At 62.8% G+C, this 1,227-nt stretch carries 3 protein-coding genes; all 3 read right to left on the reverse strand.

Annotation, left to right across the window (positions count from 1 at the left end; genetic code table 11):
- Nucleotides 1–276 (reverse strand): HK97-gp10 family putative phage morphogenesis protein (locus RBA40_RS33200; protein WP_306653158.1); only part of this gene is annotated, 276 nt, incomplete at its 3' end.
- Entirely contained in the window at nucleotides 269–616 is a 348-nt protein-coding gene (locus RBA40_RS33205) for a phage head completion protein (RefSeq protein ID WP_306653160.1), read from the reverse strand. The genes RBA40_RS33205 and RBA40_RS33200, both read right to left, overlap by 8 nt.
- Entirely contained in the window at nucleotides 616–1,161 is a 546-nt protein-coding gene (locus tag RBA40_RS33210) for a head-tail connector protein (RefSeq protein ID WP_306653162.1), read from the reverse strand. Before RBA40_RS33210 ends, RBA40_RS33205 begins: the two co-directional genes overlap by 1 nt.
- Nucleotides 1,162–1,227 lie beyond the last annotated feature (66 nt).

Below are 1,227 nucleotides of genomic sequence, written 5' to 3' on the forward strand. Positions count from 1 at the left end.
CGCTCGCGTGCCGAACTCGACCATCTGCGCATACCAGGCCTTTTTGTTGCCGATCTTGACCGATGCGGTCACGCGGCCGCCCTTGGCATTTGTGGTGACCCGTACACTGCGCCGCAGCGCGCCGCTGTCCACCGGTATGTTGGCTTTCACTTCTTCCTTGAACTCGTTCGCGCCAGCGCGCAGCCCGCCGCGCATCACGTTCTTTTCAAACTTGGCCGAGAACTGCTGCAGAAATGCATCCAGCTCCCGGCCGCCGGTGATGTTCGGATCAGCCATTCAAATATCCCTCCAATTGGAACTCTGTGTGAACCCGATCATCCAACAGCGCTGGTCCAGCGATGATCTGCATTACCCGGTCGCCGCGGTTGTGCAAAATGACGCGCATGTTGCCAGTGACGGCCTGGGCGCCCTGCATGCGCAGCCGGGAGCGTAGGACCGATTTATCGAGCCCGTTTTTGGCCGATTCCGCGCGGCTCGGCAATTCGTCCTGAACGTTGGCCCAGTACCGGACCAGCACCGGCGCCCAGGCTTGCGTTTCGGTGCCATACACAGGATCAGGCGTGCCGACAAGCTGCTCGACCGTGACTTTCTCGTCACACTTGAACGGGGCGGCCATCAGCTGTGCACCTTCAAGCAGTCGAGCCCCCGGATAAGGTGGGGCGACTCCGGCGTGCCGGCCGGCGCGAAGTACTCACGCACCTTGGCCAGGATGAAGCCCTTGAATGCCACCGGCGTGGTGGTCTCGTCGGGTCCATATCCGCAGATCACGGTCAGGATCACTGCCTCGGGATGCGTTTTCGTCGCCGGCCAGCTCGCGCCGGCTGCGAGCGCGACGAATCCCGGCTCGATTTCACGGTTGATGACATAGGCGTTTTCGCTCAGCGTTTGCGTGGCGCCGTCAACGTCCAGATATTTCAGGCTGACCACCTCGACCAGGGGCGAGGACGGCAGCGGGATCAGACCCGCAAACCCTGGCGCCGTCACCACATACGTGCGGTTGATGATCGAGCGGCCGGTGATGTGCTCGGCCTCGGCGGTCAGCGCACGCACGCGGATCTCGATTTCCGCGTCCTGGTCGGTCCCATTTGCACGCGCGCTCGCTCGCGCATCGGCCATTGACACGGCCATCGCGACAGGAGGAGCAATTAGACGAATCGCCATCACTGGACCCCGTACACCGGCGCCGCGCACTTCTCGAAGCGGAACTTACGGAAGCCGATCTCGCCG

Origin of the sequence: Massilia pseudoviolaceinigra, assembly GCF_030846505.1 — a bacterium.
GTDB classification, from domain to species: Bacteria; Pseudomonadota; Gammaproteobacteria; order Burkholderiales; family Burkholderiaceae_D; genus Telluria_A; species Telluria_A violaceinigra.

What these genes read in the sequence shown, in the direction of transcription:
- RBA40_RS33205 (WP_306653160.1), bottom strand. Translation starts at nt 616, where the DNA reads ATGGCCGCCCCGTTCAAGTGTGACGAGAAAGTCACGGTCGAGCAGCTT.
- RBA40_RS33210 (WP_306653162.1), bottom strand. Translation starts at nt 1,161, where the DNA reads ATGGCGATTCGTCTAATTGCTCCTCCTGTCGCGATGGCCGTGTCAATG.